Source organism: Stenotrophomonas sp. YJH_SMC_127, assembly GCF_059372445.1.
In genome coordinates, this window is the sequence record NZ_JCAFVO010000003.1 from 132,394 (window position 1) to 153,788 (window position 21,395).

Genomic DNA, 21,395 nt, shown 5'->3' on the forward strand with positions numbered 1-21,395 from the left:
GCCCCTTCCTGGCCCTGCCGTCCCCATGAATGCCATCGCCCAGCCTGTAGCCGCCCCGTCCACGCGTGATGCGCGTGATGCCCGCAACGACAAACTGTTCCGATGGGTGCTGGTCGGCACCGTCATCTTCGTCCTGATCGCCCTGGCCTGCGCCGCGCTGTCGATGCTGTGGGGCGGCCGCCATGCCCTGCAGATGCAGGGCCTGAGCTTCTTCTTCTCCGCCGACTGGAATCCGGTCGAGAACAAGTTCGGCGCGCTCGCCCCGATCTACGGCACCCTGGTCACCGCCGTCATCGCGATGGTCATCGCCGTGCCGGTCAGCTTCGGCATCGCCTTCTTCCTCACCGAAGTCGCGCCACGCTGGCTGCGTGGCCCGGTCGGTACCGCCATCGAACTGCTGGCCGGCATTCCCTCGATCATCTACGGCATGTGGGGCCTGTTCGTGCTGGTGCCGGTGATGACCGAGTACGTCACGCCGTTCCTCAACGAGACCCTGGGCGAATGGCCGATCATCGGCCCGATGTTCCAGGGCCCACCGCTGGGCATCGGCATGCTCACCGCCGGCTTCGTGCTGGCGATCATGGTCATTCCGTTCATCTCCTCGGTGATGCGCGAAGTGTTCCTGACCGTGCCGACCCGCCTGAAGGAATCGGCCTATGCGCTGGGCTCCACCAAGTGGGAAGTGAGCTGGGACATCGTGCTGCCCTACACCCGCTCGGCGGTGATCGGCGGCATCTTCCTCGGCCTCGGCCGCGCCCTCGGCGAGACGATGGCGGTGGCCTTCGTGATCGGCAACAGCGTGCGCCTGTCGCCGTCGCTGCTGGAACCGGGCACCACCATTGCTGCGCTGATCGCCAACGATTTCGGTGAAGCCACTGAAACCTACCGTTCGGCCCTGCTGCTGCTCGGCTTCGTCCTCTTCATCGTCACCTTCGTGGTGCTCGCCATCGCCCGCCTGATGCTGATGCGCCTGTCCCGCAAGGAGGGCAACTGATGTCCAGCACCGCTGACTCCCTGTACCTGCGCCGCCGCATCGGCAATGTCGTTGCGATCACCGCTTCCTGCGCCACCGCGCTGTTCGGTTTGTTCTTCCTGGGCTGGATCCTGTTCACCCTGGCCTCCAAGGGCCTGGCCGGCATCAACCTGGATCTGTTCACCAAGATGACGCCGCCGCCGATGCAGGAAGGCGGCCTCGCCAACGCCTTCTTCGGCAGCGCCGTGATGTGTGCGCTGGCGATCGGCATCGGCACCCCGCTGGGCGTATTGGCGGGCACCTGGCTGGCCGAGTACGGCAACGCCCGCAAGGCCGGCACCGTGGTCCGCTTCGTCAACGACATCCTGCTGTCGGCCCCGTCCATCGTGCTCGGCCTGTTCGTCTACACCCTGTACGTGATGCAGACCGGCGGCAACTTCTCGGCGTTCGCCGGTGCGCTGTCGCTGGCCTTCATCGTGCTGCCGGTGGTGGTACGCACCACCGACGAGATGCTGCGCCTGGTGCCCTCGCAGATGCGCGAAGCGGCCCTGTCGCTGGGCATCCCGCAGTGGAAGGTGATCGTGCAGGTGCTGTACCGCAGTGCCTCGGCCGGCATCATCACCGGCATCCTGCTGGCACTGGCCCGCATCTCCGGCGAGACCGCACCGCTGCTGTTCACCGCCTTCGGCAACCAGTACTGGAACAACAACATCTTCCAGCCGATGGCCTCGGTGCCGGTGGTGATGAACCAGTTCGCCGGCAGCCCGTATGAATCCTGGCAGGTGCTGGCCTGGGCCGGTGCCCTGGTGCTGACTGTCTTCGTGTTGCTGGTCAGCCTTGCCGCCCGCGGCATCCTGCTGCGCAACCGTATCTCCCATGACTGACCTTTCCGTGGATAACGCCATGAACGACCTTTCCAACGCCGTGCCGATGCAGCGCATCGCCGTGCCGTCCTCGCACGAGAGCCTGCACACGCCGTCGCCGGTGAAGCTGGCTGCGCGTGGACTGGACTTCTACTACGACAAGTTCCACGCCCTGAAGGGCATCAACCTGGAAATCCCGGAAAAGCGCGTGACCGCGCTGATCGGTCCTTCCGGTTGCGGCAAGTCGACCCTGCTGCGCATCTTCAACCGCATCTACGCGCTGTACCCGAAGCTGGAAGCGCGCGGTGAAGTGCTGCTGGACGGCGAGAACATCCTGTCGCCGAAGTACCCGATGAACCGCCTGCGCAGCAAGGTCGGCATGGTGTTCCAGAAGCCGGTGCCGTTCCCGATGACCATCTTCGAGAACGTGGCCTACGGCATCCGCCACCACGAGAAGCTGAGCAAGGCCGACATGGCCGACCGCGTCGAGCAGGCGCTGCGCCAGGGCGCGCTGTGGGACGAAGTGAAGGACAAGCTGGGGCAGAGCGCACTGGGCCTGTCCGGCGGCCAGCAGCAGCGCCTGTGCATCGCCCGTGCCGTGGCCCTGCGCCCGTCGGTGCTGCTGCTGGACGAGCCGACCTCGGCGCTGGATCCGATCTCGACCAGCCGCATCGAGCAGCTGGTGGAAGAGCTCAAGCACGAGTACACCATCGTCATCGTCACCCACAACATGCAGCAGGCCGCGCGCGTGTCCGACTACACCGCCTTCATGTACCTGGGCGACCTGATCGAGCACGACCGCACCGAAGTGATCTTCTCGCAGCCGTCGCAGCGGCAGACCGAGGACTACATCACCGGCCGCTTCGGCTGAAACGTCAGTCGAGCACGGCTCGACCCTGCAGACACCATCAGTCGAGCGTGGCTCGACTCTACAGAGTGGAACAACCATGAACCTTCCCAACGACCACATCGTCAAGAGCTACGACGAAGAGCAGCAGCGCCTGGTGGCCGAGATCGTGCGCATGGGCGAGATGGCCGTCGCCCAGCTCGAAGCGTCGATGGACGTGATCGAGAAGCGCGACGAGAACGCTGCCCATCGCATCATCGCCAACGACGAGGCGATCGATGCGCTGGAACAGCAGATCAGCCACGACGTGATGCGCCTGGCGCTGCGTGGCCCGATGGCGCGCGACCTGCGCGAGATCCTTGCCGGCCTGCGCATTCCGGCCGACATCGAGCGCATCGGTGACTACGCTGCCAACGTCGCCAAGCGCTCGATCGCGCTGGGCAAGGTGCCGCCGCTGCCGCAGATCCAGGGCCTGCGTGCACTGGGCCGCCTGGCCGCGCAGCAGGTCCGGCGTGCCATTGCCGCCTACCGCGACAACGATGCTGATGCCGCGCTGGAACTGCGTGAGGACGACGCCCGCCTGGACGCGCAGTACACCGCGCTGTTCCGCGAGCTGCTGACCTACATGATGGAAGACCCGCGCAACATCACCCCGTGCACGCACCTGCTGTTCATGGCCAAGAACCTGGAGCGCGTGGGCGACCACGCCACCAACATCGCCGAGAACGTATGGTTCCTGGTGCATGGCGAGCAGCCGCTGCCACCGCGTGAAAAGCGCGACGAGACCTCCAGCACCGGCCAGCCCTGACGCTGCACTGCAACACCGGAGTCGACTCCAAGGTGGCCGCTGTCCTGGTGACAGCGGCCTTCTTTTTTGGGGTGTTCCCCCGCATTGGGCGCGCCGGGCTTGCCCGGTGCGGACCTGCCGGATGCTTCTGTAACAGATCTCACGAAAATTTGAGTTCTTGGCGAGGATTCGTTGAGTAGGATCGCTGCACCATCGATTCACCCCGGGCACCTGCCCACCACCCAGGAGTAAGACCGATGAGCAGTTCCAACAAGACCCTGTCCCTGCTGACCGCTACCGCCCTGGCCGCCGGCCTGGGCATGACCGCCAGCGCCTCGGCGCTGAGCATGAGCGACCTCGCCCAGGGCTACCTGGTGGCCGGCCAGGCAGCCAAGGCCAGCACCGATGCCAAGGCCGCCGATACCAAGATGGCAGCCGACGCGACCAAGCACGCCGAAGGCAAGTGTGGTGCCGACGGCAAGACCGGCGAAGGCAAGTGCGGTGCCGACAAGGGCAAGGCTGCCGGCGCAGCGGGCGCCAAGGCCAAGACCGGCGACACGAAGTCGGCTGAAGGCAAGTGCGGCGAAGGCAAGTGCGGTGGCAAGCACTGACGTCCGCGCCAGCCTGGTCCACCCGCAGTCGCCGCTTCGCGCGGCGGCTGCAGGGTTGGGCCTGCGCCGGGCGCTGCTGCAGGATCTGCGTGACGCTCCGGCAGGCGACTTCGACTTCCTGGAATGCGCGCCGGAGAACTGGATCCATGTCGGCGGCCCGGCCGGTGATGCCCTGGCCGAACTGGCACACCGCCATCCGCTGAGCTGCCACGGCCTGTCGCTGTCGCTGGGCGGCAGTGCCGCCCTGGACACCCAGCTGCTGGAGCAGGTCGGCCGGTTCCTCGAAAAGCACCGCGTACCGCTGTACAGCGAGCACCTGAGCTACTGCAGCGACGACGGCCACCTGTACGACCTGCTGCCGATTCCCTTCACCGACGAAGCCGTGCGCCATACCGCGCAGCGCATCCGCCACGTGCAAGACCTGCTCGGCCGCCGCATCGCGGTGGAGAACGTGTCCTACTACCTGGCGCCGGAACCGGCGATGGACGAGCTGGCGTTCACCAATGCGGTGCTCGCCGAAGCCGACTGCGACCTGCTGCTGGACGTCAACAACGTCTACGTCAACGCCTGCAACCACGGCTACGATGCCGATGCCTTCATCGCCGGCCTGCCCGCGCAGCGCATCGTCTGCCTGCACGTGGCCGGGCACCTGGACGAGGCACCCGACCTGAAGATCGATACCCATGGCAGCGCGGTGATTGATCCGGTCTGGGAGTTGCTGGCGCGTACCTATGCACGCATCGGCCCACGCCCCACCCTGCTCGAACGCGATTTCAATTTCCCGCCCTATGCGGAACTGCAGGGCGAACTGCAGACCATCCGCCGCCTGCAGGCCGCACACGCCGGGGCTGCACATGGCTGACGCTATCGACACCCTGCGCGCGCAGCAGCACGCGTTCACCACGCACCTGCGCGATCCACAGGCGGTGCCTGCACCGGCCGGCCTGGATGCACGCCGGTTGGCGGTGTACCAGCACCTGCTGTTCAACAACCTGCTCGGGCTCCTGAGCAACGGTTTCCCGGTCTGCGTCCGCCTGCTCGGCGAACCGGCATGGAGCGCGCTGGTGCGCCACTACTTCGCCACCCATCGCTGCCAGACCCCCCTGTTCACCGAGCTGGCCGCCGAGTTCGTGCAGTGGCTGCAGGCACAGCCGCAGCTGCCGCACCCGGGGCTGGCCGAACTGGCCCACTACGAGTGGGTGGAAACCGCGCTGTACCAGTTGCAGGCCGAGCCACTTCCTGCGCCTGGCGATGTCGATCCGCTGCGGGTGCCGCTGCAGCGTTCGCCGCTGGCGTGGCCGCTGCTGTACCAGTGGCCGGTGCACCGTCTCGGTGCAGAGGATGCGCCGACCCAGCCCCTCCCAGAACCCACCGGCCTGCTGGTCCGCCGCGAAGCCGACGGTGAAGTGCGATTCGCCGCGCTCAGCCCCTTGGCGGTGCACCTGCTGTCCAGCATCGGTGAACAGCCTGGGCTGGAAGGCCGTACGTACCTGCAACGCCTCGCCACCACGCATGGGCTGGCCGAAGACGCGCTGGCCGGCCCCGGTGCCGCGCTGCTGCGGCAGTTCCTGCAGGCCGGCGTGATCGGCCCGCTCACCGCCCCGCCCTGACACCCCATTTGCGGAGATCCCCTGATGAACCTTCCGACCCTGGCCGCCGCGCGTGGCCAGCTGGACCGTCGCCCCCTGGTTGGCCCCGCTCGGCCTGCGCCTGCTGCTGGCCTGGGAATTCTTCGAATCCGGCCGCGAGAAGCTGCGCGGCCAGAACTGGTTCGCCGACCTGCAGGACGCCTTTCCATTCCCGTTCGACCAGTTGCCGGCCACCCTGAACTGGCAACTGGCGACCTGGTTCGAACTGCTCGGGGCGGCCTGCCTGCTGTTCGGTTTCGGCACCCGTTTCGCCGCCGCGAGCCTGCTGGTGCTGACCGTGGTGGCCACCTATGCGGTGCATTGGCCGATGGAGTGGAACTCGCTGGCCGACCTGGCCATGGGCTATGCGATCAGCGACCAGGGCTTCGGCAACTTCAAGCTGCCGGTGCTGTTCATGGCCATGCTGCTGCCGCTGATCTTCACCGGCGCCGGCAAGCTGAGCGTGGACGCGTGGCTGGCGCGGTGGTCTCCCTCGGCCACACCTGCGCGGCCAGCGGTTCGGTAGATGCCGACCTTGGTCGGCGCGTCATGTGCCAACCAAGGTTGGCACCTACCGGGTTCTGCGTTCGTGCCACCACGGTGGCTGGCATGGGCTGCGTGGCCGGGCGCTCAGGGCTGCTCTGATAGAATTCACGCATGACTGACCCCATCCCCGCACCTGCCGCCGTTCCCGATTCCGCAGTTCCCCAGGCGCAGCGCGCGATGTCACAACGCTTCCGCGGCTTCCTGCCGGTGGTGGTGGATGTGGAAACCGGCGGCTTCGACAGCCAGCGCAATGCGCTGCTGGAAATCGCTGCGGTGCCGATCGAGATGGACGAGAACGGCCTGCTCTACCCCGGCCAGACCGCCAGTGCCCACGTGGTCCCGGCCGAGGGCCTGGAGATCGACCCGAAGTCGCTGGAAGTGACCGGCATCATCCTCGACCATCCGTTCCGGCTGGCCAAGGAAGAAAAAGCGGCGTTGGACCACATCTTCACCCCGGTGCGTGCGGCGATGAAGAAGTACGGCTGCCAGCGCGCGATCCTGGTTGGCCACAACGCCCATTTCGACCTCGGCTTCGTCAACGCGGCCGTGGCGCGGACCGGCCACAAGCGCAACCCGTTCCATCCGTTCAGCGTGTTCGACACGGTCACCCTGGCCGGTATCGCCTACGGCCAGACCGTGCTGGCGCGTGCGGCCACTGCCGCCGGGCTGGGTTGGGATGCGAATGAAGCGCACAGCGCGGTATATGACACCGAGCAGACCGCGCGGCTGTTCTGCACCATCGCCAACGCCTGGCCGCGGTAAGACAGCGCTTTCTGTAGAGCCGAGCCATGCTCGGCTGCACCTTTTTCCGCGCTGCCGCGCGGTAGTCGAGCACGGCTCGACTCTACAGGCCGACGTCGTTCCATCGATGCATGGTGGCGAATCAATCGCCGCACAGTAGATCCACGCCATGCGTGGATGCGATCAACCAATGCTCGTACGATCGCGGCCGTCGCTCTTGGCGCGGTACAGCGCGCGGTCTGCGCGCTGGTACAGCAGCGCCGGGGTGCGGTCGTCGGCATCCAGCTCCACCAGCCCCGCACTGAAGGTCACGCGCAGGCCTTCCACACCGGCCCAGTCGGGGTGGTCATGGAACAGGCCGCGCAGGCGCGCGCACAGCTGCGCGGCTTCCTCCAGGCGGGTGTCGTTGAGCAGCAGCGCGAACTCTTCGCCGCCGGTGCGCGCCGGCAGGTCGGAGTCGCGGCTGGCGGCTGCGATCAGCGTCGCCACCTGCACCAGCACGGCATCGCCGATGCTGTGGCTGTGGCGGTCGTTGACGTCCTTGAAATGGTCGATGTCCAGCACCACCAGGCACAGTGGATGACCACTGCGCTGCGAACGGGCGAAGTCACGCGCCAGCGTCTCGTCGAAGCCGCGGCGGTTGGCCAGCCCGGTCAGCGCATCCTCGCGGGCCTGGCGCTCGAAGGCTTCGGCCTGGCGCGCTAGGCGCTCGGCCAGCTCGGTCTTTTCCTGGTTCAGCGCCTGCAGGTGCACGGTCTTGGCCTGCAGGTCGAAGGTCGCGTCGTCCACCCGCCGCGCCAGGCGCAGGTTGCTGGCCTTCAGCTGCTGCAGCAGCAGGCGGTACAGTGCCACCAGGCCGGCCAGCAGCAACAGCCCGCCCAGCGCCTGTACGCTGCGCCGCTGCCACCAGAACGGCTCGACGCTGAAGCTCCACACCGCCTCCTGTTGGCCCCAGCTGCCGCCCGGATGCGCCGCAGCCACATGCAGGGTGTAGTCGCCCGGCGGCAGGCCAACGAACTCGACGCTGCGCTGCGGGCCACGCTCGACCCAGCCGGCATCGAGGCCATCCAGCCGCGTGCGGTAGCGGATCCGGTCGGACATCAGGTAGCTCAGGCCGACATAGCTCACCGCCAACCGGCGGCCACCGGGAATGTAATTGCGGTCCGGTCCCTCCCAGTGCACCGGCGCACCATCCACCTGCACGCTCTCGATCGCCGCCGGCGGCGATGGCCGCTCGCGGAAACGCTGCAGGCGTTGCGGGTCGACCGTGCTCAGGCCACCGGCGGTGACCACCCAGAACGTGCCATCCTGGCGCAGGATCGCCGATGGACTGGAGCTGCCATTGGCCTGTGCATTGGCCATGCCGTCGATCTCGTTGTAGCGCTCCAGCACCACCCGCGGCGTGCGGCCATCGGCCACCGCATTGAGGGTGGCCATGTCGGTGCGCAGCACACCACGGTTGCTGCTGATCCAGACATTGCCGAGGCGGTCCGGCACCAGCTGGAACACCGCGTCCACCGGCATGCCCTGCTCCAGGCCGACCCGCGCCAGCGCACCGTTGCGCCAGCGGTACAGGCCACGATCACTGCTGATCCACATCGCATCGCCCAGCTGGTGGAAGCCGAACACGCTGCGGCCGCCCCCCAGCGGGGCCAGGTCGATCGACTGCACGTGGTCGCCACGCAGCACGCGGATGCCTTCGATGGTGCCGATCCACAGGTTGCCCTGGTGGTCATGCTCGAGCGCGGTAATCAGGCCGCCGGGCATACCCGGCACGTTCGAGACCTGCACCCGGTCGCCGTCGATGCGCACCACGCCCTTCTGCGTGCCGGCCCAGACCACGCCCTGCGGGTCAACGGTGATCGCACGGATGTTGCCGCCCGGCATGCCGTCAGCCGCCGCATAGTTGTGGCGCAGGCCCCCATCGCGACCCAGCCGGTAAACGCCGTCGCCGAAGGTTCCCACCCACAGGTCACCGTCCGGCCCCTGTGCCAGGCTCAGTACCGAGGGCGCCTTGCCGCCGCGGTTGTGCAGCGGTACCGCGCGGAAACGACCGTCGCGGGTCTGGAGGTCAAGGCCGCTGGCGCTGCCGACCCACAGCTGGCGGTCGCGATCCTCGAACACCGTGCGCACGTAGTCGCCACTGAGCCCATCGCGCTCGGTGAAGCTGCTGAACAGTGTTTCGCGCAGGCGGTACAGGCCCCCATTGGCTCCCACCCAGATGCTGCCTTCGGCATCCTCGCGCAGGCTGACCACGCGTCCGCCCGGCAGGTTCAGGCCGGCCGGCAGCCGCTCCAGGCCATGGGCGGAAATGCGCAGCAGGCCCTGGTTCTCGGTACCCAGCCACAGATCGCCATGCCGGTCCTGCAGCATCGAGGTCATGTGCAGCTGGCCCGGCAGGCGGTGCACCAGCACCAGCTGGTCGTCCTCCACCCGGTACAGGCGCTCGCCGGCGACGATCCACAGCGCGCCATCCGGTGCCCGGTACGGCCACGACAGGCCGCTGCCGGCGCCCAGCCCCCACGCGGCGGGCGCGCGCTTGAGCACGCCGTCGTTGTCGCGCAGCACCAGCCCGTCGAGCGTGCCGACCCATACCCGGTCCTGTGCATCGACCACCAGCTTGGTGAAGCTCATTGCCATCGGCAGGTCCGCCGCCGGTGCCTGGTAGACGATGCCGGCATCCGGCGTCAGGTAGCCGATGCCCTTGCCTTCGTACAGCAGCCACAGCCGGCCCTGGCTGTCCATCTGCATGGACTGGATCAGCACCTGCGGTGTACCGGCCTGGTGCTCCCAGACCCGCCATTGGCCGTCGCTGCCGCGGTGGCTGACGTTGCCGCGCGAATCGCTGATCCACAGCCCGCCCTGGCGGTCGACGAACAGTGCGCCGATGCCGTTGTCGCGCAGGCCCGGGCGCGTACTGCGGTCGAACACGGTGAAGTCCAGTCCGTTGTAGCGCACCAGCCCTTCCCAGGTGGCGAACCACAGATGGCCCTCCGGCGTCTGTGCGATGTCGCGCAGCGAGTTGTGCGGCAGGCCGTTGCGCGAGGTCCATACGTCGATGGCGTAGTCGCGCAGCGGGGGCGCGCCCTCCTGTGCCGCCAGCGGCAGCGCGAGGGCCAGCAGCAACCACAGCAGGCCCTGCCGCAGTGCCCGCCTGAATCCTGATGCGCGGCGCTCCACCCAGCGCCCCTCGTCCCCCTGCCCGCCCATCACCGCAGCAGCGGCGGCCAGGTGCGGCTGCAGGGCGCGGCAGCGTGCGGGAACAGCCGGGCAGCGCGCACTGGCATGCCGGCGGGAACGGGCTGGCTCATCGAGGGGAGACTGGGGAGATGGGCAGATGATAGGCCAAACCCCGGCCCCGGCGTCACCGTCCGCGGCCCGCCGGCTCAGCCGGCGCGGCCGGGCGCCACCACCTGGGCACTGGCCGGCCACTGCACCACCGCCTCCAGGCCACCTTCGGCCCGGTTGCGCAGCCACAGCCGCGCGCCGTCCTTCTCGGCCAGGGCGCGGGCGATGGTCAGGCCCAGGCCGGCCCCGCCGGTCTGGCGCGAACGCGAGGTTTCCACCCGCACGAACGGATCGAACACCGCCTCCAGCTGCGCTTCGGCCAGGCCGGGACCGTCATCGGCCACCACTACGGTGATCGCACCGCCGCTGCGCTCGACCCGTACCCGCGCCCGCTGCGCGTACATCACCGCGTTGTCCACCAGGTTGGAGAACAGGCGGTGCATGGCCAGCGGACGCAGCATCAGCACCGAACCACTGCCCCCCTCGAAGACCACGTCGGCGCCGCCTTCGGCGGTGTCCTCGACGATGCTCTCCAGCAGTGAATCCAGGTCGAGTGCGGCGCGCTGCTCGGCACTCTCGGCACTGCGGGCCAGTTCCAGGCCCTCGCGCACCAGCGCCTGCATCGCCGCCAGGTCACCGATCAGGCGCTCGCGCAGGGCTTCGTCGCTGACATTCTCCAGGCGCAGGCGCAACCGGGTCAGCGGCGTCTGCAGGTCATGGGTGATCGCCGCCAGCATCTGCGTGCGTTCGGCCAGGTGCCGCTGCAGGCGGTGCTGCATGGCGTTGAAGGCTTCGGCGGCGCGCTGCACTTCACGCGGCCCGCGCAATGGCAACGGGTCGCGCTGCAGATCGTCGCCGAGATCCTCGGCAGCGGCGGCCAGTTCCTGCAGTGGCGCACTGGCCATGCGCGCAACGATATAGGCCAGCACGGCAATCGCCAGCACCAGCAGGGTCAGGAACCACGGGTCCACGGCGAGGATGCCGTTGTGCGCCACCGCCGGCGAGTCCAGCGCCAGTTTCAGCAGCGTGCCGTCGTTGAGGGTCACGTCCACCGCGCGGCACTTGGGCGGGATGAACGCCGGGTCGCGTTCGCGCGGCGGCCGCCGGTGACCCGGCGGTGGCGGCGGCAGCAGGTCCTGCAGCTTGGGAATGCAGGAGCGGAACGAAGCGAAGTGCACATGCGCGCGCGACACCGGTCCGGGGCGGTCTTCCAGCACTTCCATCAGCGCCGTGTCGGCACGCCCGAGGCGGGCTCCGGGCTGCAGCGCGCGCACGCTCGGCCCGCCGATCGCCAGCAGGCGCTCGCGCAGCTCCGGATTGCCGTCCAGCAGGTTGACGTAGCCCTGCAGGCGGTCGGCGATGCGGTTCAGGTTCTGCCGCTCGAACTCCTGCTGGCGCTTGGAAGTGGCCAGCATGGTCGCGCCGATCGCAGCCACCGCCATGCCCAGCAGCAGGATCACGAACAACCGCCCGACCATCGAGGACAGGAAATGGCGCAGGCGCTTCATCGCGGCTTATTCCAGGTTGACCGCGGAGGCCAGCACGTAGCCCTCGTTGCGCACGGTCTTGATCAGTCCGTCCGGGCCACCGTCGTCGCCCAGCTTGTTGCGCAGGCGGCTGACCTGCAGGTCGATCGCGCGGTCCTGTGCCTCGTAGTTGCGGCCACTGCTGAGCGCGACCAGCTGCTCGCGCGACAGCACCTTGTTGGCGTGCGCGATGAACACCCGCAGCAGGCGGAACTCGGCGCCGGACAGCACCACCACGCGGTCATCCGGATCGACCAGGTGGCGATGCTCCAGGTCGAACACCCAGCGCGAGAAGCGCGCACGGCGCACCGCCAGCGGCTCCAGGTTGGCCGGCAGCGCCTCGGTCCGGCGCAGCACGTTGCGGATGCGTGCCAGCAGCTCGCGCGGTTCGAACGGCTTGGCCAGGTAGTCATCGGCGCCCATTTCCAGGCCCAGCACGCGATCGATCGGCTCGGCGCGTGCGGTCAGCATGATCACCGGCGTGTTCGAGCGCGCACGCAGGTCGCGGCACAGGGTCAGGCCATCCTCGCGCGGCAGGTTGAGGTCGAGCACGATCAGGTCCACGTGCTCGCGGTCCAGCAGCTGGCGCATGGCGGTGCCATCGGCGGCAGTGCTCACCTGGTAGCCGGCGCGGCCGAGCTGCTCGGCCAGCAGCGTGCGGATGTCGTTGTCGTCGTCGACGATCAGCAGTCGATGCATCGGGTTTTCAGTCTCCATGTCGCGATCATCCCGTGTCGGCAGCTGAACCGCATCCGGGGCAATGCGTACCAGTGTATCCACCCACGGGCGGGATACCTGTGGTTACGCGTATTCACCGACAGTGTTACATACAGACATACCCCGAGGATTGAGCCGTCCATCGCCCGGTCTTCACAATGCCCGCCAACGCCGCACGCGCGGCCCCGAGAGTGAAGCCACGACGTGACGTTCCGCCTGCTGCCCGCGACCCGCCGGAGTCGCCTGATACTGATCGCCCTGCTTGCCCTGATCGTCGCCGCGACCGCCTGGTGGCTGCTGCGCAAGCCCGCCGCGCCGGCGGTGGCCACCTCGCCGGTCAGCCGCGGTGACATCGAGCAGACGGTGGACGCCACCGGCGTGATCGATGCCTACAAGCTGGTCAGCGTCGGTGCGCAGGCCTCGGGCCAGATCAAGTCGCTGAAGGTGCAGCTGGGCGACACCGTGAAGGAAGGCGACCTGATTGCCGAGATCGACGCCACCACCCAGCAGAACCAGGTGCTCAACGCGCAGGCCTCGCTGGACCAGGTCACCGCCCAGCGCGCCGTCCAGCAGGCCACCCTGCGCCAGGCCGAACTGGAATTCGCGCGCCAGCAGCAGATGCTGGCCGCCGAGGCCACCTCGCGCCAGGAATACGATGCCGCCGAGGCGCAGCTGAAGACCGCCCGTGCCCAGCTGCAGTCCTACGAGGCGCAGATCAAGGGCCGCGAAACCGAGCTGGGCACCGCCCGCGCCAACCTGGCCTACACCCGCATCACCGCGCCGATGGACGGCACCGTGGTGGCGGTGGTGGCCGAGGAAGGCCGCACGGTGAACGCCAACCAGACCGCGCCGACCATCGTCATGCTGGCGCGGCTGGACGTGGTCACCGTCAATGCGGAGATCTCCGAGGCCGACGTGGTCAAGATCAAGGCCGGCATGCCGGTGTACTTCACCACGCTCGGCGACCCGGACCGCAAGTACCACGCCACGCTGCGCCAGATCAATCCGGCGCCAGCCTCGATCGCCAACGAGAATTCATCCAGCTCCAGCAGCTCCTCCAGTTCCAGTTCCAGCAGCGCGGTCTACTACAACGCGCTGTTCGACGTGGAGAACCCGGATGGCACGCTGCGCATCGACATGACCGCGCAGGTCTCGGTGCTGCTCAAGCAGGCCAAGGACGTGCTGATGGTGCCGGCAGTGGCGCTGGGGCCGAAGCGCCGTGGCGACGAGCGCATGGTGCGGGTGCTGGACGACAAGGGCCAGCCGCAGCCGCGCAAGGTCACGGTGGGCATCAACAATGGCGCCTCGGCCGAGATCCTGTCCGGGCTGAAGGAAGGCGAGCGCGTGGTGGTTGGAGAAGCGGGTGCGGCCGGTGCCAGCGCCGGCGGCGGCAACCGCGGCGGCATGCAGATGCGGGTTGGCGGCCCGGGCATGGGGCGCCGATGAGCACGACGGCGCCGCTGCTGCGCCTGCGCGACCTGCGACGTGAATTCCCGGCCGGCGATGATGTGATCGCCGTGCTGCGCGACGTCAATCTCGACATCCACGCCGGTGAGATGGTGGCCATCGTCGGCCAGTCCGGCTCGGGCAAGTCGACGCTGATGAACATCCTCGGCTGCCTCGATCGTCCCACCCGTGGCAGCTACCAGGTGGCCAGCCGCGAAACCGGGAAGATGCAACCGGACGAACTGGCCGAACTGCGCCGCGAGCATTTCGGTTTCATCTTCCAGCGCTACCACCTGCTCGGCGACCTGGATGCGCGCGGCAACGTGGAAGTGCCGGCGGTGTACGCCGGCAGCCCCGGCCCGGTGCGCAACGCGCGTGCCGAGCAACTGCTGCAGCGGCTGGGCCTGAGCGACCGCATGCATCACAAGCCGGGCCAGCTGTCCGGTGGCCAGCAGCAGCGCGTGTCGATCGCACGCGCCCTGATGAACGGCGGCGAGGTGATCCTGGCCGACGAACCGACCGGCGCGCTGGACACGAAATCCGGCGAGGAAGTGATGGCGATCCTCGGCGAACTGCATGCCGAAGGCCACACCATCATCATCGTCACCCACGACATGAGCGTGGCCGAGCACGCGCAGCGCATCATCGAAATCCGCGATGGCGAGATCATCGCCGACCGCGCCAACCCGAATGCGCCGACCTACCGTGCGCAGCGCGAGGCCAGTACCGGCGTCGCCCACGGCAACAGCTGGCGGGCCGCGCGCGACCGCTTCACCGAAGCGTTCCGCATGGCGCTGCTGGCGATGAACGCACATCGGCTGCGAACCTTCCTGACCATGCTCGGCATCATCATCGGCATCGCCTCGGTGGTCTCGGTGGTGGCGCTGGGCAATGGCTCCCAGCAGCAGATCCTGCAGAACATCAGCGCGCTCGGCACCAATACCATCGACGTCTATCCCGGCCGCGGTTTCGGCGACATGCGCTCGGCGCGCGTACAGACGCTCAAGGCCAGCGATGCCGATGCACTGGCAAGGCAGAGCTACGTGGACAGCGCCACCCCCAGCGTATCGACTTCGGTCACCGCGCGTTACCGCAACCAGTCGTCCACCGCCCAGGTCAGCGGCGTTGGCGAGCAGTTCTTCCGGGTCAAGGGCGTGACCCTGCTCAGCGGCAGCTTCTTCGATGCCGATGCGGTCAAGGGCCTGGGCCAGGTGGCGGTGATCGACGAGAACACCCAGTCCCAGTTCTTTCCCGATGTCGACCCGGTCGGCCAGGTGATCCTGCTCGGCAACGTGCCGGCGCGCGTGGTCGGCGTGGCCAAGCGGCAGAGTTTCGGCTTCGGCGGCAGCACCAGCCTCAGCGTGTGGGTGCCGTACACCACGGTGATGTCGCGCATGCTCGGCCAGAGCCACGTGTCCAGCATCACCGTGCGCGTGGACGATGACACGCCGATGGACGCCGCGCAGGAAGCGATCACCCGCCTGCTGACCCTGCGCCATGGCACCGAGGATTTCTTCCTCAGCAACAGCGCCGAGATCCGCGAGACCATCGAGCAGACCACGCGCACGATGACCCTGCTGATCGGTGCCATCGCCGCCATCGCGTTGCTGGTCGGTGGCATCGGCGTGATGAACATCATGCTGGTATCGGTGACCGAGCGCACCCGCGAGATCGGGGTGCGCATGGCCGTCGGTGCACGGCAGAGTGATATCCGCCAGCAGTTCCTGATCGAAGCGGTGCTGGTCTGCCTGCTCGGCGGCGTGCTCGGTATCGGCCTGGCCCTGCTGCTGGGCTCGATGATCGGCCGCTTCGCCAGCGACTTCCAGGTGCTGTTCTCCACCGCCTCGATCGTCGCCGCGTTTGCCTGCTCGACCCTGATCGGCGTTGCGTTCGGCTTCCTGCCAGCGCGCAACGCCGCGCAGCTCGACCCGGTGGAGGCCCTGGCCCGCGAATGAAGATGATGACCCGACTGCCCTTCCCCGCTCCCCGGCACCTGCTGCTGGCCGGTGCCGTTCTACTCGCCCTGTCCGGCTGCGCGTCGGTCGGCCGCTACCCGGTGCACGACCCGGCCGTGGCGGCGCAGTATGGACGTGGCGATGCCACCCTCAACGCGCCAGCCGATGACCCGCGCAGCAGCCTGGATACACCGGGCCGCGACATCCGCCAGGACACCTGGTGGACCGGCTTCGGCGATGAACGCCTGGACCGTCTGGTGGCGCAGGCGCTGGCCGCCAACAGCGATCTGGCCGCCGCCGGCCTGGCCGTGCAGCGTTCGCGCCTGCAGGCCGGCCTGGCCAGCAACGCACTGTGGCCGCAGCCCTCGTCATCCGGCGTGAGCGGCAGCGCCAGCCGCGCCACCGACCAGTCTGATGATTGGCGCCGCAGCTATTCCACCGGCGTCTCGCTGGGTTGGGAAGTGGACCTGTGGGGCCGCCTGCGCACCCAGCGCGACATCGCCCGCTGGGAAGCCGAGGCCAGCGAGGAAGACCGGCAGAACACCGCGCTGCTGGTGATCAGCGACACCATCACCCAGTACTGGAACCTGGCCTACCTCAACCAGTCGATCGCCACCGGCCAGGCCAACCTGGAGCGCCTGGAACGCACCCGCGAACTGGTGCAGGCCCGCTTCGACGCCGGTGCGGTATCGCGCCTGGAAGTGCGCCAGGCACTGCAGAACCTGCAGTCGCAGCGGTCCTCGCAGAGCGCGCTGGAACAGCAGCGGGTGGAGGTGCGCAACGCGCTGACCGTGCTGCTGGACGGCACGCCCTGGCCCCAGCAGGACGAACCACAGGACCTGCTGGGCGCACGCAGCCCAGCCATCAGCGAAGGCCTGCCGACCGATCTGCTCGGCCGCCGCCCCGATCTGCGCGCGGCCGAACTTCGCCTGCGCAACAGCCTGAAGACCATCAAGGTCACCGCCACCCAGTACTACCCTGCGCTGAGCCTGACCGGCAGCCTCGGTTCCAGCGCGACCTCGCTGGGCGATGTGCTGCGCAACCCGGTGGCCACGCTGGGCGCCGGCCTGTCGCTGCCGTTCCTCAACCTGCAGCGTGCGCAGCTGGATACCGATATCGCCGGCACCACCTACCAGATCGCCGCCAGCAACTTCCGCAAGACGCTGTATACCGCGCTCTCGGAAGTGGACAACGCACTGTCGGCGCGCGAGCAGCTGGCGCGCCAGGTGGCGGCCTCGCAGGCTTCATACGACGAAGCGGTGGAAGTGGAACGCGCGCAGGAAGTGCGTTACCGCGTGGGTGCCACCGATCTGCGCACCTGGCTGGAAGCGCAGCAGACCCGGCGTGATGCCGAACTGTCGCTGGCACGCGCGCGCCAGGGCCAGCTCAACAACGACGTGACGCTGTTCAAGGCGTTGGGCGGCAGCGCGGGGTGAGGCGGGACATGAAACGGGGTCAGATCCCTTTTCCCATTGGAAAAGGGATCTGACCCCGATCACATCGCGCTGGCCGATCAACCGCGCTGGCGCACGGCCTCGAACAGGCTGACGCCGGCGGCGACGGAGACGTTCAGGCTCTCGATCTCGCCCGGCATCGGGATCTTGACCAGGCCATCGCAGTTCTCGCGGGTCAGGCGGCGCAGGCCATCGGCTTCGCCGCCCAGCACCAGCGCGATGTTGCCCTTCAGGTCCAGCTGGTACAGCGAGGCCGTGGCTTCACCGGCCAGGCCGTAGATCCACACGCCCTGCTTCTGCAGGTCCTTCAGGCAGCGCGAGAGGTTGGTCACCGCCACCACCGGGATCAGGTCGGCGGCACCGGCCGAAGTCTTGCGCACAGTGGCATTGACCGTGGCCGACTTGTCCTTCGGGATGATCACCGCGGTCGCCCCGGCGGCAGCGGCCGAGCGCAGGCAGGCGCCGAGGTTGTGCGGGTCCTGCACCTCGTCGAGCACCAGCAGCAGGGCCTTGCCCTCGGCCGCGGTGACCAGCCCTTCCAGCTCGTTCTCGCTGTAGGTACGGGCGGCGGCGTAGCGCGCGGCCACGCCCTGGTGGCGCACCGAACCGCCAACACCGTCCAGCGCCTGGCTGTTCACCTTGCGCACATCGATGCCCTTGCGGCGGGCGTTCTCTTCGATCTCGGTCAGGCGCGGGTTCTTCGCACCGGCCTCGACCAGCACTTCGCGGACGTTCTCGGCGTCGTTCTCGATGGAGGAGGCGACGGCGTTGACGCCGACAATCCACTGGCTGTTCTTGCTCATGCGGGCGGGGACCGGAAAGGGGGTGGCTATGGTAGAGCATCGGCAGGCCGGGCGCTGCGACCGGCCGCCCCTCTGTAGCGCCGAGCCCATGCTCGGCTGGCGGGGGGCCGATGAAGCCTGAACCCGGAGCAGCCGAGCGTGGGCTCGGCGCTAGAGGGGCGTTACCGACTGCGCGGCGGCCAGTGCGGGGTGTCGTGGTCGGGGTGCTGGTGGGAGACGATGGTGGCCAGGAACTCCAGCGCGGCGACGTCGTCCTCGGTGCGCCGCGCCGGCAGGCCGGACAGGCTGTCGACGAACGGCAGCTTGCGCTCCACCCCGTACTGGATCGTCGGTGGCAGGCGTTCCGGCTCATCGAAGGCGCCGGCAGCCACGGCCACGCCATCCGGGGCTTCATAGGTCAGGGGTGTACCGCAGTCGGCGCAGAAACCACGCCGCACCACGTTGGACGACTGGAAATAGCGCGGCTGGCCGCGGGTCCAGCTGAACTGCACGCCGCGCACGGATACCAGCGGCGCGTAATAGGCACCGAACGCCTTCTGGCACATCCGGCAATGGCAGATCGAGCTGTCGGTGAGCTCGCCACGCGCCTGGAAGCGGACCGCGCCGCACTGGCAGCCGCCACTGTATTCGGGTTGGCCTTGCATGCTGGGGTTCCTCCGGAACGTCGTGCCAACCAAGGTTGGCACCTACCAGTTGCGGTAGGTGCCAACCGTTGGTCGGCACACCTTTCAATACTTCTTCTTGGTGCGCTTGGCCGGCTTGCCCCGCTCGGGCGGCGGCGGCAGGCCATCGCCCTCGTCCTCGCCCTTGTGCTCGACCAGGCGGAAGTCGATCTTGCGCTCTTCCATGCTGGCCTTCAGCACCAGGATCCGCACGCGGTCACCCAGCCGGTAGCTGCTGCCGCGGCGTTCGCCGGTCAGCGTTTTGCGGGTGGCGTCGAACTTGTAATAGTCCTGCGGCAGCTGGGTCACATGCACCAGGCCCTGCACCTTGGACTCGTCCAGTTCCACGAACAGGCCGAAGCTGGTCACGCCGCTGATCACGCCGTCGAACTGGCCGCCCACGTGCTTTTCCATCCACGCCGCGCGGTAACGCTCGTCGACCTCGCGCTCGGCTTCGTCGGCACGGCGCTCGCGCTCGGAACACTGCAGCGCCAGGGCCGCCATTTCGCGCGCGTTGTAGGTGAACTTGTCCAGCGGCTTGCCGGACAACGCATGCTTGATCGCACGGTGCACCAGCAGGTCGGGGTAACGGCGGATCGGCGAGGTGAAGTGCGCGTACGCCTCCAGCGCCAGGCCGAAGTGGCCGTGATTCTCCGGGCTGTAGATCGCCAGGCTCTGGCTGCGCAGCAACACCGATTCCAGCAGCGTGGCATCGGGGCGGTCGCGGATCTTCTTCAGCAGCTTGGTGTAATCGCCCGGGCGCACCTTCGACCACGGCGGCAGGCTCAGCTTGAACTCCTTGAGGAATTCCAGCAGGTCGGCGTACTTGGTTTCCGGCGGCTTCTCGTGGATGCGGTACGGCGCCGGCACATGGCGCGACAGCAGGTACCTGGCGGCCTCGACGTTGGCCGCGATCATGCACTCCTCGATCAGCTTGTGCGCGTCGTTGCGCACCAGCATGCCGGCCTGGGTCACTTCACCACGGTTGTCCAGCACGAAGCGCACTTCACTGCTTTCGAATTCGATGGCACCGCGCTTGGCGCGTGCCTTGGACAGCACCTTGTACAGCTGGTGCAGGCGCTGCACCTGCGGCAGCAGGTCGCCCATCCAGGCCTTGGTATCGGCATCGTCCTCGCCCACCGCCTTCCACACCTGGGTGTAGGTCAGGCGCGCATGCGAGTTCATCACCGCCTCGTAGAAGCGCGAATGCGTGACCAGGCCATCGCGGTCGATCTGCATGTCGCAGACAAAGCACATGCGGTCGACCTTCGGCATCAGCGAGCAGATGCCGTTGGACAGTGTCTCCGGCAGCATCGGCACCACGAAGCCCGGGAAGTACACCGACGTCGCACGCTTCTGCGCCTCTTCATCCAGCGGCGTACCAGGGCGAACGTAATTCGAGACGTCGGCAATCGCCACCACCAGGCGGAAACCCTCGGCATTCGGCTCGCAGTACACCGCGTCGTCGAAGTCCTTGGCATCCTCGCCATCGATGGTGACCAGCGGCGTGCTGCGCAGGTCGACACGGTCGCCAATCATCGCCGGCTCGACCACCAGCGGCACCGAGGCCGCTTCGTCCAGCACCTCCTGCGGGAACTCGAACGGCAGCTCGTGGCCATGGATGGCGGTCTCCACCACCAGCGACGCGGTCAGCTTGTCGCCGAGCACCGCGATGATGCGGCCGATCGGCGGGCGGCGGCTGTCCGGCGCCTGGGTCAGTTCACAGACCACCAGCTGGCCGTCGCGCGCACCACCGGTCTGGTCCGGCGGCACCTGCACGTTGCGCTGCACGCGCTTGTCGTCGGGCACCACGTAGTTGATGCCCATCTCGATGCTGAAGCGGCCGATCAGGCGGGTCATGCCGCGCTCCAGCACGCGGGCGATGCTGCCTTCGCGACGGCCACGGTGATCGATGCCGGTCACGCGGGCCAGCACCTTGTCGCCGTGCATGACCTTGCGCATTTCATAAGGCGGCAGGAACAGGTCGTCGCCGCCCTCGACCGGGCGCAGGAAGCCGAACCCTTCCGGGTTGGCGATCACCACACCGGTGACCAGGTTCAGGGTCTGGATCGGGGCGAAACCGCCGCGACGGTTCTGCACCAGCTGGCCGTCGCGGACCATCGCACCGAGCCGGCGCGACAGCGCCTCGGCCCGGTCCGGAGCGGTCAGGCCCAGGCGCGCGCCCAGTTCCTCGGCGGTCTGCGGCCCTTCGCAACGCTCCAGCAGGGCCAGGATGGCCTCGCGGCTGGCGATGGGCTGTTCGTACTTCTCCGCTTCGCGAGCGGCATAGGGATCGTCGATCACCTTGCCGGCCGGCGGCAGCTTGCGGCCCGGGGCCGGGCCCGGTGCATCGGTACTGCGGACCTTGCGGCCGCGTGGCGGTGCACCGCCTTCATTCAATTCGGGGAACCAGCCCGGCAGCGGCTTGCCCGGCTTGGTGGTGCGGGCTGCACCCGCCTTGGCGCCCTTGTTCGGGGCCTGGCTGCGGGACTTGCTCCCGCCCTTGCTTGGTTTTTTGGTAGTCATCGCCCTACATGGTAGCCGCTGG

17 protein-coding genes and 1 pseudogene are annotated in these 21,395 nt (G+C 68.1%); 12 read left to right on the plus strand and 6 right to left on the minus strand.

Annotated features, from left to right (window positions below; genetic code table 11):
* Positions 1–25 precede the first annotated feature (25 nt).
* The 9 genes and pseudogenes from pstC (at position 26) to rnt (ending at position 7,017) form a co-directional block, all read left to right on the plus strand.
* A complete protein-coding gene (pstC, locus tag AC5QAB_RS08980) occupies positions 26–994 on the plus strand; it encodes a phosphate ABC transporter permease subunit PstC (RefSeq protein ID WP_005412771.1) in 969 nt (322 codons plus the stop codon).
* The gene (pstA, locus tag AC5QAB_RS08985; protein WP_014646538.1) at positions 994–1,857 is read left to right on the plus strand and encodes a phosphate ABC transporter permease PstA; all 864 of its coding nucleotides are present in this window, start codon (positions 994–996) and stop codon (positions 1,855–1,857) included. The genes pstC and pstA overlap by 1 nt, the downstream gene beginning before the upstream one ends.
* Positions 1,858–1,876: 19 nt before the next feature.
* A complete protein-coding gene (gene pstB / locus AC5QAB_RS08990) occupies positions 1,877–2,707 on the plus strand; it encodes a phosphate ABC transporter ATP-binding protein PstB (protein WP_005408788.1) in 831 nt (276 codons plus the stop codon).
* 76 nt (positions 2,708–2,783) lie between these two features.
* On the plus strand, positions 2,784–3,491 hold the full coding sequence (gene phoU, locus AC5QAB_RS08995; RefSeq protein WP_005408787.1) for a phosphate signaling complex protein PhoU: 708 nt from the start codon (positions 2,784–2,786) through the stop codon (positions 3,489–3,491).
* Between the two features lie 236 nt (positions 3,492–3,727).
* Complete coding sequence (locus AC5QAB_RS09000; protein ID WP_014646537.1) at positions 3,728–4,081, plus strand: HvfA family oxazolone/thioamide-modified RiPP metallophore; 354 nt, start codon at positions 3,728–3,730, stop codon at positions 4,079–4,081.
* Positions 4,068–4,943: an HvfB family MNIO-type RiPP peptide maturase gene (locus AC5QAB_RS09005; protein ID WP_164076948.1), complete on the plus strand. Its 876-nt coding sequence runs from the start codon at positions 4,068–4,070 to the stop codon at positions 4,941–4,943. Before AC5QAB_RS09000 ends, AC5QAB_RS09005 begins: the two co-directional genes overlap by 14 nt.
* The gene (locus AC5QAB_RS09010; protein WP_495233354.1) at positions 4,936–5,691 is read left to right on the plus strand and encodes an HvfC family RiPP maturation protein; all 756 of its coding nucleotides are present in this window, start codon (positions 4,936–4,938) and stop codon (positions 5,689–5,691) included. The genes AC5QAB_RS09005 and AC5QAB_RS09010 overlap by 8 nt, the downstream gene beginning before the upstream one ends.
* A gap of 24 nt (positions 5,692–5,715) precedes the next feature.
* Positions 5,716–6,235 (plus strand): annotated as a pseudogene (locus AC5QAB_RS09015) (HvfX family Cu-binding RiPP maturation protein).
* Between the two features lie 131 nt (positions 6,236–6,366).
* Complete coding sequence (gene rnt, locus AC5QAB_RS09020; RefSeq protein WP_041863214.1) at positions 6,367–7,017, plus strand: ribonuclease T; 651 nt, start codon at positions 6,367–6,369, stop codon at positions 7,015–7,017.
* Positions 7,018–7,179: 162 nt separating this feature from the next.
* Here rnt and AC5QAB_RS09025 read toward each other — a convergent pair whose 3' ends face one another.
* From AC5QAB_RS09025 to AC5QAB_RS09035, 3 genes are all read right to left on the minus strand, one after another.
* On the minus strand, positions 7,180–10,206 hold the full coding sequence (locus AC5QAB_RS09025; protein WP_041864114.1) for a ligand-binding sensor domain-containing diguanylate cyclase: 3,027 nt from the start codon (positions 10,204–10,206) through the stop codon (positions 7,180–7,182).
* Positions 10,207–10,382: 176 nt separating this feature from the next.
* The gene (locus AC5QAB_RS09030) at positions 10,383–11,792 is read right to left on the minus strand and encodes an ATP-binding protein (protein ID WP_495233355.1); all 1,410 of its coding nucleotides are present in this window, start codon (positions 11,790–11,792) and stop codon (positions 10,383–10,385) included.
* Between the two features lie 6 nt (positions 11,793–11,798).
* Positions 11,799–12,527 (minus strand): response regulator, encoded by a 729-nt coding sequence (locus AC5QAB_RS09035; RefSeq protein ID WP_004151313.1) that lies wholly within the window; start codon positions 12,525–12,527, stop codon positions 11,799–11,801.
* Positions 12,528–12,731: 204 nt separating this feature from the next.
* Between AC5QAB_RS09035 and AC5QAB_RS09040 the strand changes: the two genes are divergently transcribed.
* The 3 genes from AC5QAB_RS09040 to AC5QAB_RS09050 are packed head-to-tail and all read left to right on the plus strand — an operon-like array spanning position 12,732 to position 17,364.
* Positions 12,732–13,973 (plus strand): efflux RND transporter periplasmic adaptor subunit, encoded by a 1,242-nt coding sequence (locus tag AC5QAB_RS09040; RefSeq protein ID WP_329855757.1) that lies wholly within the window; start codon positions 12,732–12,734, stop codon positions 13,971–13,973.
* Complete coding sequence (locus tag AC5QAB_RS09045) at positions 13,970–15,928, plus strand: MacB family efflux pump subunit (RefSeq protein ID WP_329855755.1); 1,959 nt, start codon at positions 13,970–13,972, stop codon at positions 15,926–15,928. The genes AC5QAB_RS09040 and AC5QAB_RS09045 overlap by 4 nt, the downstream gene beginning before the upstream one ends.
* Positions 15,925–17,364: an efflux transporter outer membrane subunit gene (locus tag AC5QAB_RS09050; protein ID WP_164076951.1), complete on the plus strand. Its 1,440-nt coding sequence runs from the start codon at positions 15,925–15,927 to the stop codon at positions 17,362–17,364. Before AC5QAB_RS09045 ends, AC5QAB_RS09050 begins: the two co-directional genes overlap by 4 nt.
* Positions 17,365–17,441: 77 nt before the next feature.
* Here AC5QAB_RS09050 and rlmB read toward each other — a convergent pair whose 3' ends face one another.
* From rlmB to rnr, 3 genes are all read right to left on the minus strand, one after another.
* A complete protein-coding gene (rlmB, locus tag AC5QAB_RS09055; RefSeq protein ID WP_005408775.1) occupies positions 17,442–18,185 on the minus strand; it encodes a 23S rRNA (guanosine(2251)-2'-O)-methyltransferase RlmB in 744 nt (247 codons plus the stop codon).
* 161 nt (positions 18,186–18,346) lie between these two features.
* The gene (locus AC5QAB_RS09060) at positions 18,347–18,829 is read right to left on the minus strand and encodes a GFA family protein (RefSeq protein WP_014646528.1); all 483 of its coding nucleotides are present in this window, start codon (positions 18,827–18,829) and stop codon (positions 18,347–18,349) included.
* A gap of 84 nt (positions 18,830–18,913) precedes the next feature.
* Positions 18,914–21,373 (minus strand): ribonuclease R, encoded by a 2,460-nt coding sequence (gene rnr, locus AC5QAB_RS09065; RefSeq protein WP_049442198.1) that lies wholly within the window; start codon positions 21,371–21,373, stop codon positions 18,914–18,916.
* Positions 21,374–21,395 lie beyond the last annotated feature (22 nt).

Excerpts from the sequence above, each read along its gene's own strand:
- rlmB (WP_005408775.1), bottom strand. The coding sequence starts at position 18,185 with ATGAGCAAGAACAGCCAGTGGATTGTCGGCGTCAACGCCGTCGCCTCC.
- rnt (WP_041863214.1), top strand. The coding sequence starts at position 6,367 with ATGACTGACCCCATCCCCGCACCTGCCGCCGTTCCCGATTCCGCAGTT.
- AC5QAB_RS09030 (WP_495233355.1), bottom strand. The coding sequence starts at position 11,792 with ATGAAGCGCCTGCGCCATTTCCTGTCCTCGATGGTCGGGCGGTTGTTC.
- pstB (WP_005408788.1), top strand. The coding sequence starts at position 1,877 with ATGAACGACCTTTCCAACGCCGTGCCGATGCAGCGCATCGCCGTGCCG.
- pstA (WP_014646538.1), top strand. The coding sequence starts at position 994 with ATGTCCAGCACCGCTGACTCCCTGTACCTGCGCCGCCGCATCGGCAAT.
- AC5QAB_RS09060 (WP_014646528.1), bottom strand. The coding sequence starts at position 18,829 with ATGCAAGGCCAACCCGAATACAGTGGCGGCTGCCAGTGCGGCGCGGTC.
- AC5QAB_RS09000 (WP_014646537.1), top strand. The coding sequence starts at position 3,728 with ATGAGCAGTTCCAACAAGACCCTGTCCCTGCTGACCGCTACCGCCCTG.
- AC5QAB_RS09035 (WP_004151313.1), bottom strand. The coding sequence starts at position 12,527 with ATGGAGACTGAAAACCCGATGCATCGACTGCTGATCGTCGACGACGAC.
- pstC (WP_005412771.1), top strand. The coding sequence starts at position 26 with ATGAATGCCATCGCCCAGCCTGTAGCCGCCCCGTCCACGCGTGATGCG.
- AC5QAB_RS09010 (WP_495233354.1), top strand. The coding sequence starts at position 4,936 with ATGGCTGACGCTATCGACACCCTGCGCGCGCAGCAGCACGCGTTCACC.
- phoU (WP_005408787.1), top strand. The coding sequence starts at position 2,784 with ATGAACCTTCCCAACGACCACATCGTCAAGAGCTACGACGAAGAGCAG.
- AC5QAB_RS09045 (WP_329855755.1), top strand. The coding sequence starts at position 13,970 with ATGAGCACGACGGCGCCGCTGCTGCGCCTGCGCGACCTGCGACGTGAA.
- AC5QAB_RS09025 (WP_041864114.1), bottom strand. The coding sequence starts at position 10,206 with ATGGGCGGGCAGGGGGACGAGGGGCGCTGGGTGGAGCGCCGCGCATCA.
- rnr (WP_049442198.1), bottom strand. The coding sequence starts at position 21,373 with ATGACTACCAAAAAACCAAGCAAGGGCGGGAGCAAGTCCCGCAGCCAG.
- AC5QAB_RS09050 (WP_164076951.1), top strand. The coding sequence starts at position 15,925 with ATGAAGATGATGACCCGACTGCCCTTCCCCGCTCCCCGGCACCTGCTG.